The sequence below is a fragment of the Mesorhizobium sp. M7A.F.Ca.MR.245.00.0.0 genome (assembly GCF_003997415.1).
Taxonomy (GTDB): domain Bacteria; phylum Pseudomonadota; class Alphaproteobacteria; order Rhizobiales; family Rhizobiaceae; genus Mesorhizobium.
Map to the genome: position 1 here is coordinate 115,316 of NZ_RZTE01000011.1, position 6,745 is coordinate 122,060.

6 protein-coding genes are annotated in these 6,745 nt (G+C 64.3%); 3 read left to right on the forward strand and 3 right to left on the reverse strand.

Annotated features, from left to right (window positions below):
* From EOB80_RS14540 to EOB80_RS14550, 3 genes are read left to right on the forward strand one after another with little or no spacing between them, the layout of a single operon-like run.
* Positions 1 to 1,524, forward strand: a complete 1,524-nt coding sequence (locus EOB80_RS14540) for a tripartite tricarboxylate transporter permease (protein ID WP_023812558.1) — start codon at positions 1 to 3, stop codon at positions 1,522 to 1,524.
* Positions 1,525 to 1,539: 15 nt separating this feature from the next.
* Positions 1,540 to 2,724 (forward strand): CoA transferase, encoded by a 1,185-nt coding sequence (locus EOB80_RS14545; protein ID WP_127328332.1) that lies wholly within the window; start codon positions 1,540 to 1,542, stop codon positions 2,722 to 2,724.
* On the forward strand, positions 2,721 to 3,569 hold the full coding sequence (locus EOB80_RS14550) for a citryl-CoA lyase (protein WP_127270868.1): 849 nt from the start codon (positions 2,721 to 2,723) through the stop codon (positions 3,567 to 3,569). The genes EOB80_RS14545 and EOB80_RS14550 overlap by 4 nt, the downstream gene beginning before the upstream one ends.
* 4 nt (positions 3,570 to 3,573) lie before the next feature.
* Here the strand turns inward: EOB80_RS14550 and EOB80_RS14555 are convergent, their stop codons facing one another.
* The 3 genes from EOB80_RS14555 to EOB80_RS34780 form a co-directional block, all read right to left on the reverse strand.
* Positions 3,574 to 4,050 (reverse strand): NUDIX hydrolase, encoded by a 477-nt coding sequence (locus EOB80_RS14555; protein WP_127328334.1) that lies wholly within the window; start codon positions 4,048 to 4,050, stop codon positions 3,574 to 3,576.
* A gap of 127 nt (positions 4,051 to 4,177) precedes the next feature.
* Positions 4,178 to 4,486: a hypothetical protein gene (locus EOB80_RS14560; RefSeq protein ID WP_127270866.1), complete on the reverse strand. Its 309-nt coding sequence runs from the start codon at positions 4,484 to 4,486 to the stop codon at positions 4,178 to 4,180.
* A 415-nt stretch (positions 4,487 to 4,901) separates the two neighbouring features.
* Positions 4,902 to 6,335, reverse strand: a complete 1,434-nt coding sequence (locus EOB80_RS34780; protein WP_206516811.1) for a hypothetical protein — start codon at positions 6,333 to 6,335, stop codon at positions 4,902 to 4,904.
* Between the last annotated feature and the right edge of the window lie 410 nt (positions 6,336 to 6,745).

Consider the following 6,745-nt stretch of genomic DNA (forward strand, 5'->3'; position numbering starts at 1 on the left):
ATGGAAACGCTCGGACATCTCGCACATGGCTTCTCGGTTGCCTTCACCCCGGTCAACCTTCTGTGGTGCCTGCTTGGCACCACACTCGGCACCGCCATCGGCGTGCTGCCCGGTCTTGGGCCGGCGCTGACCATCGCGCTGCTTTTGCCGATCACCTATCAGGTGGCGCCGGAGGCATCCTTCATCCTGTTCGCCGGCATCTACTACGGCGCCATGTATGGTGGTTCGACGACGTCGATCCTGCTCAACACGCCCGGCGAAAGCGCCACCATCGTCACTGCGTTGGAAGGCAACAGGATGGCGCGCTCCGGGCGCGGCGGCGCGGCACTCGCCACCTCCGCGATAGGCTCGTTCGTCGCCGGCACGATCGGCACGATGGGCGTCGCTTTCCTGGCGCCGGTGGTGGTCAAATTCGCATTGGCCTTTGGTCCGGCCGAATATTTCTCTTTGATGGTGCTGGCCTTCATCACCGTTTCGGCGGTGCTCGGCTCGTCTTCCGTACGCGGCCTGACCAGCCTGTTCGCCGGCTTCGTCATCGGCATGATCGGCGTCGACCTGCAGACCGGCCAGCCGCGCTTCACCTTCGGCACGAACGAACTGCTTGATGGCGTCGATGTCATCATTGCCGCGGTCGGCCTGTTTGCCGTCGGCGAGACGCTCTACATGGCCTCGCGCCGCTATGCCGGCAAGGACGAGATCGTGCCGCTGAAGGGCTCGCTCTACATGACGGCGGCCGAGTGGGGGCGTTCGTGGAAACCCTGGCTGCGCGGCGCTGCGATCGGCTTCCCGATCGGCGCCATGCCGGCCGGCGGCGCCGAAATCCCGACCTTCCTGTCCTATGCCATCGAAAAGAAGCTGTCGAAGCACAAGGAGGAGTTCGGCACCGTCGGCGCCATCGAAGGCGTTGCCGGCCCCGAGGCTGCCAACAATGCCTCCGCAGCCGGCGTGCTGGTGCCTATGCTGACGCTTGGCCTGCCGACCTCCGCGACCGCGGCGATCATGCTGTCGGCCTTCCAAAGCTACGGCATCAACCCCGGGCCGCTGCTTCTCACGACTCAGGGCGATCTCGTCTGGGGGCTGATCGCCAGCCTGTTCATCGCCAACGTCATCCTGGTCATCCTCAACCTGCCGCTGATCGGGCTGTGGGTGCGGTTGCTGAAAATCCCGGCGCCGCAGCTTTATGCCGGCATCCTGGTGTTCGCCACGGTCGGCACCTATGGCATTTCGCAATCGCCCATCGACCTCGTCATCCTCTATCTCCTGGGGGCCGCCGGCTTCCTGATGCGGCGCTTCGATTTCCCGACCGCGCCCGTCATTATCGGCATGATCCTTGGACCGCTCGCCGAAACCCAGTTCCGCCGGGCGATGACCATCTCGAATGGCGACTGGTCGGTGTTTTACACCCACAAGCTGTCGCTGACGCTGCTGACGCTCGCCTTCATCGGCCTTGCCGGCCCGCATATCTGGGCCTTCATCGAGCATCGGCGTCGGCGCGGACCGGAGCATGTGCCCGGCGATGCCTGATCGATCCATGATGCCATGACAGAATTGCTTTCCGGTATCCGCGTCCTCGACCTGACCAACGTCCTGGCCGGTCCCTACTGCGCCTATCAGCTGGCGCTGCTCGGCGCCGATGTGATCAAGGTCGAGGCGCCGCAAGGCGGCGACCTGGCCCGCCAGCTCGGCGGCTCGCCAAAGCTGAACAGCGCCGGCATGGGCGCATCGTTCCTGGCGCAGAACGCCGGCAAACGGTCGGTGGTGCTCGACCTCAAGCAGCAAGCCGATCGCGAGCGCTTTTTCGATCTGGTGGCCAGCGCCGACGCCCTGGTGGAGAATTTCCGCCCGGGCGTGATGGATCGGCTGGGGCTTGGTTACGAGGCGCTGAAGACGGTCCGTCCAGGCCTCGTCTATTGCGCGATATCGGGTTTCGGCCAGACCGGGCCGATGCGCGACAATCCCGCCTATGACCAGATCATCCAGGGCCTGTCGGGGATCATGAGCATCACCGGAACACCGGAAACGGCGCCGCTGCGGGTCGGCTATCCCGTGGCCGACACGCTTGGCGGACTGGTCGGCGCGTTCGCCATTACCTCGGCGCTGGTGCGGCAGAAGACGAGCGGCGAGGGTGCCTTTCTCGACGTCTCGATGCTCGAATGCACACTTTCCGCGCTTGGCTGGCCGGTTTCCAACTATCTGGCCGCAGGCATCGACCCCAAGCCGATGGGCAATGAGAACATGACGGCGGCACCCTCCGGTACGTTTCGCACCGGCGACGGGCTCGTCAACATCGCCGCCAACAAGCAGGAGCAGTTCGTGGCGCTGTGCCGGCTGATCGGCCGGCCGGAACTGGCCTCCGATGTCCGCTTTGCCGAGCGCGAGACGCGCAAGCGCAACCGTGCGGCGCTTAAAGTCGAAATCGAGGACGCCCTGGCGGACGCCTCGGCGGCTGCCTGGGAAGAGATGCTCAATCGCGCCGGGGTGCCCGCCGGCAGGGTGCTGACGATCCCGCAAGTGCTGGGCGAGCCGCAAGTGCTCGAACGCCGGGTGACCGCGAATTTCGACGATGTGGCCGGCATGGACAAGCCGCTGACCGTTCTGCGCGGCGGCTTCATGGTCGATGGCGAGGCGCCGTTGCCGACAAAGCCGCCGCCGGCGCTCGGCGAACATATGGGCGAGGTGTTCGCCGACCTGCCACCCCGCGCCAAGACAAAGGCAGGCGCATGAGCGACACGGAGAAGACGGGCCGTGAGCGCGGCGAGGAATGGTGGCAGACCGACATCATCGAGATGCGGCCTGGTGTCATCCGGCTGCGCGGCTACGAGATCCAGGATCTGATCGGCCGCGTCAGCTTCCCGGCTGTCATCTGGCTGATGCTGCGCGGCGAACTGCCCGGCGAGGACCAGGCAGAGTTGCTCGGCATTGCCTTGGGAGCCGCCGTCGACCACGGACCGCAGGCGCCATCGATCGCCATCGCGCGCATGGCCGCAACCTGCGGCGTCGGTATCAACAGCGCCATGGCCTCGGCCATCAACGTTCTCGGCGACGTGCACGGTGGCGCCGGCGAGCAGGCGCTTTCCTTCTATGGTGACATTGCCGTGGCAATCGATGCCGGGATGACGCTGAATGAAGCGGTCTCGACACGGCTCGACCGGTTCTTCGCCGAGGAGAAGGGCTATGTGCCGGGGCTCGGACATCGCTTCCATCCCGTCGACCCGCGCGCGCCGCGCTTGCTGGAACTGACCCGCGAATTTGCCGCACGCGGTGCCGTCAACGGACGTTTCGTCGATATTGCAGAAGCGATCGAGGCGGACGTCGCGCGACGCAAGAGGAAAAAAATACCGCTCAACATCGATGGCGCTACCGCCGTCATCTATGGCGAACTCGGTTTTCCGCCAGCGCTGACGCGAGGGCTTTTCGTGCTGTCGCGCTCGGTCGGCATCCTTGCGCATGCCTGGGAGCAGTCGCAGCAGGCCGAGCGAAACAAAGGGCCGCTGCCGCGCGAATGGCTGTGGACCTATACCGGCACGCCGGTGCGGCCGTTTCCCGAAAGCGATGAGCCCGGCGAGTGAGGCTTTACGCCTGGTCCACCTGCATAGGCTGAGGAAGCTTCAGCGTCTTCACCAACGTTGAAAGATCCGGCTCGTCGATGAGCATGGCTGCGTCGGCTGACGCCAGCCAGGCCCGCTGGCGTCGTTTGGCTTCCTGCCAGTCGGCCAGTTCCTCGCTCACCTCGAGCAGATAGACGATGACGTCGACGCGGACAAAGCGATTGGCCAGCCGCTTCCAGTAGGAATAGGTGCCCGCCGGCTGCTTCAGCGTCTTGCCGAGCACGCCGGCTTCCTCCTGTGCCTCGATGGTGGCCGCCTTGCGTCCGCTCTTGCCCTTCATCGGCCAGCCCTTGGGGACGATGAAGCGCCTGGTGGTACGCGACGTGACCAGCATGACCTCGATGTCGCCGCGCGCGGTCAGCCGAAAGGGAATAGCCGCCACCTGGCGGATCCTCTCGCCCTTTTTTGCCTTGCGTACGGCCTTTTTCTTGGTGGCTGCCATTCGTCAATCCAGTCGATGCAATGCCGCATAGCGCGACAAGGCATCGTTGCAAAACCAAAACTTTCGCATGTGCCGAAAGACACTCGAAATACCTAAGTCGGCTAAATAAATGAAAAACGCCTTGATGTCAGCGGCAATTGCTCACGGCGGTGGTGCCGATTATCTGGGTCTGGCAGCTTGGCTTGAGCTGCTGCACGACCGGGGGCGGCTGCTGAACGATCTGGCGGTCCTGGGCGCGGTACTGCTGCTGTTGCTGCTGATATTGCTGCCGTTGTATCCTGTTTTGCAGGATTTGCAGGTCGTTCTGCCGGATCAGCGCATTGTTGCCGGTAGCGGAATTGAGCGCTTGCGCGGAAGCCGGCAGGCAAACGCCCGCCAGCACTGCCGTGGCCAGCATTGCCACTGTGAAGATCGTTGATGGCCGAAGTGCCGACATTCGCTCATTCCCGCGCAAAAAACTCTGCCCACTGATATAGGACGTTTGCGCGGCGATGCCATGGCCAGCGGGTCGAGCATCACGAAATCGGGCAGTCCGATCGCTTTGTTCTGCGATTCCAGCAGTGAACCGCAGATAGTCGTCATATGACGACTATGAAACGTCAGCGGCTTTAGTCAGTGTCCGCACGTAAATTTTCGGTTTCATCCGGCATAAGTTAATGTATTCTAATTGAGTCAGAGCTCCGCAAGTGGGAATGCGGATGCTCTGTTTTAATGCATTGAACCTTATTGCGCAGTGCCGGCATCCTTATTGCAATTGCAATTGCAATTGCATGAGCATAGCGGTGGCGTCGCCTTAAGCAGGCATTGAGGCGCGCCCCCGTAAAACGGGGGGTAAGTGCATGGCTTTGTTTTCAAAGCGTGGTGGCTTTGCCATCAAACGCGCATTCGCGGTTCCGGGTTCCGGTATCGACGCTGCCAATGCCCATGTGGCAGAGGTATCCCAGCAAGCAGGGCTTGCCCGCCAAGCGCTGCCCGGCAGTTCGCCTTGTTCGCTTCGTGCGGCGCAAGCGTGGACTTTGTTCAAACTTGGTCCGGTGGCACGTGCGCAAGAAGCGTCTGGCTCGGGTCGCCGTCGCCGGCCAGGTGTGATTGCCGGACGGTTGATGGTCCTCCTCGGCGCCACCGCGCTGGTGGGTTTTCCGCCGATACCGGCGGCGCATGCTCAGTTCGTCATAGACGAGAACGGCCCGGATGCTCCGGACAGGGGACCTGGTGGCTTTGACGCAGATGGCGATAATGGCGATCCCGGCGGATCGATTACAAATGCGACCCCTGGAGCCGTAAACAACGCTCCGCAGATAAACGTCAACGCATCTGGATTTGTCGGCACTGCCAATGGCGGCGATGGCGGCGACGGCGGCGAAGGCCTGGCTGGAACGCCCATTGAAACCAATGGTGGTGAGGGCGGCAATGGCGGCGTGGGTGGATCCGTCGACATTCTCAACAACGCTGTGATTTCGACCATCGGCACGGGACATCATGGCTTCGAAGCTTCTGCGGTCGGTGGCAATGGCGGCAGTGGCGGCGGCGCCCTTCCGGCGATCGCGAACCTCGGCGGCGACGCCGGAAGCGGCAATACCGGCGGCAACGCCAACGCGGTTGCGTCTGGCACCAGCGACATCACGACGACGGGCGACTTCTCCTACGGCATTTTCTCCAATGCCAGCGGCGGCAATGGCGGCCAGGGCGGTGACAACATCGTCAGTCTCGGCGTCGATGCTGGTGACGGCGGTGATGGCGCTTCCGGCGGCACCGCATCGGCAAGCAACGCCGGCAAGGTGGAAACATCGGGATTGGCCTCTTATGGCATGCTGGTGCGGTCGGCAGGTGGTGTGGGTGGCAATGGCGCCGATGGCGTCGGGGTCGTCAGCGGCGGCGGCAATGGCGGCGGCGCCACTTTGGGCGGAAATGCCACGGGCAGCAATTCGGGCAGCATCATAACGCATGGTGATTTCGCCAGCGGCATGGCCGTACAGTCGGTCGGCGGCGGCGGTGGTGGCGGCGGCGACGCCTTCGGCCTGTTCGGCGGCGGTGGCACCGGCGGCGCGGGCAATGATGGCGCCAATGCAACCGGTACCAACACCGGCAACATCACCACCGATGGCCGGGGTGCTATTGGCATGCTGGTCGAATCGATCGGTGGCGGCGGCGGCGATGGCGGCGGCGCAGCCGGCATCGTGTCGATCGGCGGCACAGCCGGCGGCGGCGGCAAGGGCGGGACTGTCATCGCCAATGTCGGCGGCACGATAACAACTGGCGCTGACGGCAGCGGCGACGGCGCGCATGGCGTTCTGGCCCAGTCGGTTGGTGGTGGGGGCGGCAATGGCGGCTTTGCCCTGTCGGTCGCCCCGGCAGTCGCTGTCGCGATCGGCGGCGGCGGCGGAACCGGCGGCAATGCCGGAGCGGTCAACGTCAACCAGGCCGCGACCGGTCCGACGGTCGACACCAACGGTCGTTCGGCCATCGGCATCCTCGCACAGTCTGTGGGTGGCGGCGGCGGCAATGGCGGTGGCGCCTTTGCGCTTGGCGGCATCGTGTCTGTTTCGGTGGGCGGCAGCGGCAGCGCGGCCGGCAACGGAGACGAGGTCACCTACAACATCGCAAACGCCAAGGTCACGACGCGCGGCACCGATTCCATCGGCATCCTCGCCCAGTCGGTGGGCGGCGGCGGCGGCAATGGCGGCTTCGCTCTCGG

Coding starts and splice junctions, on each gene's coding strand:
- EOB80_RS14540 (WP_023812558.1), top strand. CDS start 1: ATGGAAACGCTCGGACATCTCGCACATGGCTTCTCGGTTGCCTTCACC.
- EOB80_RS14545 (WP_127328332.1), top strand. CDS start 1,540: ATGACAGAATTGCTTTCCGGTATCCGCGTCCTCGACCTGACCAACGTC.
- EOB80_RS14550 (WP_127270868.1), top strand. CDS start 2,721: ATGAGCGACACGGAGAAGACGGGCCGTGAGCGCGGCGAGGAATGGTGG.
- EOB80_RS14555 (WP_127328334.1), bottom strand. CDS start 4,050: ATGGCAGCCACCAAGAAAAAGGCCGTACGCAAGGCAAAAAAGGGCGAG.
- EOB80_RS14560 (WP_127270866.1), bottom strand. CDS start 4,486: ATGTCGGCACTTCGGCCATCAACGATCTTCACAGTGGCAATGCTGGCC.
- EOB80_RS34780 (WP_206516811.1), bottom strand. CDS start 6,335: ATGCGCGCCGTCGCCGCTGCCGTCAGCGCCAGTTGTTATCGTGCCGCC.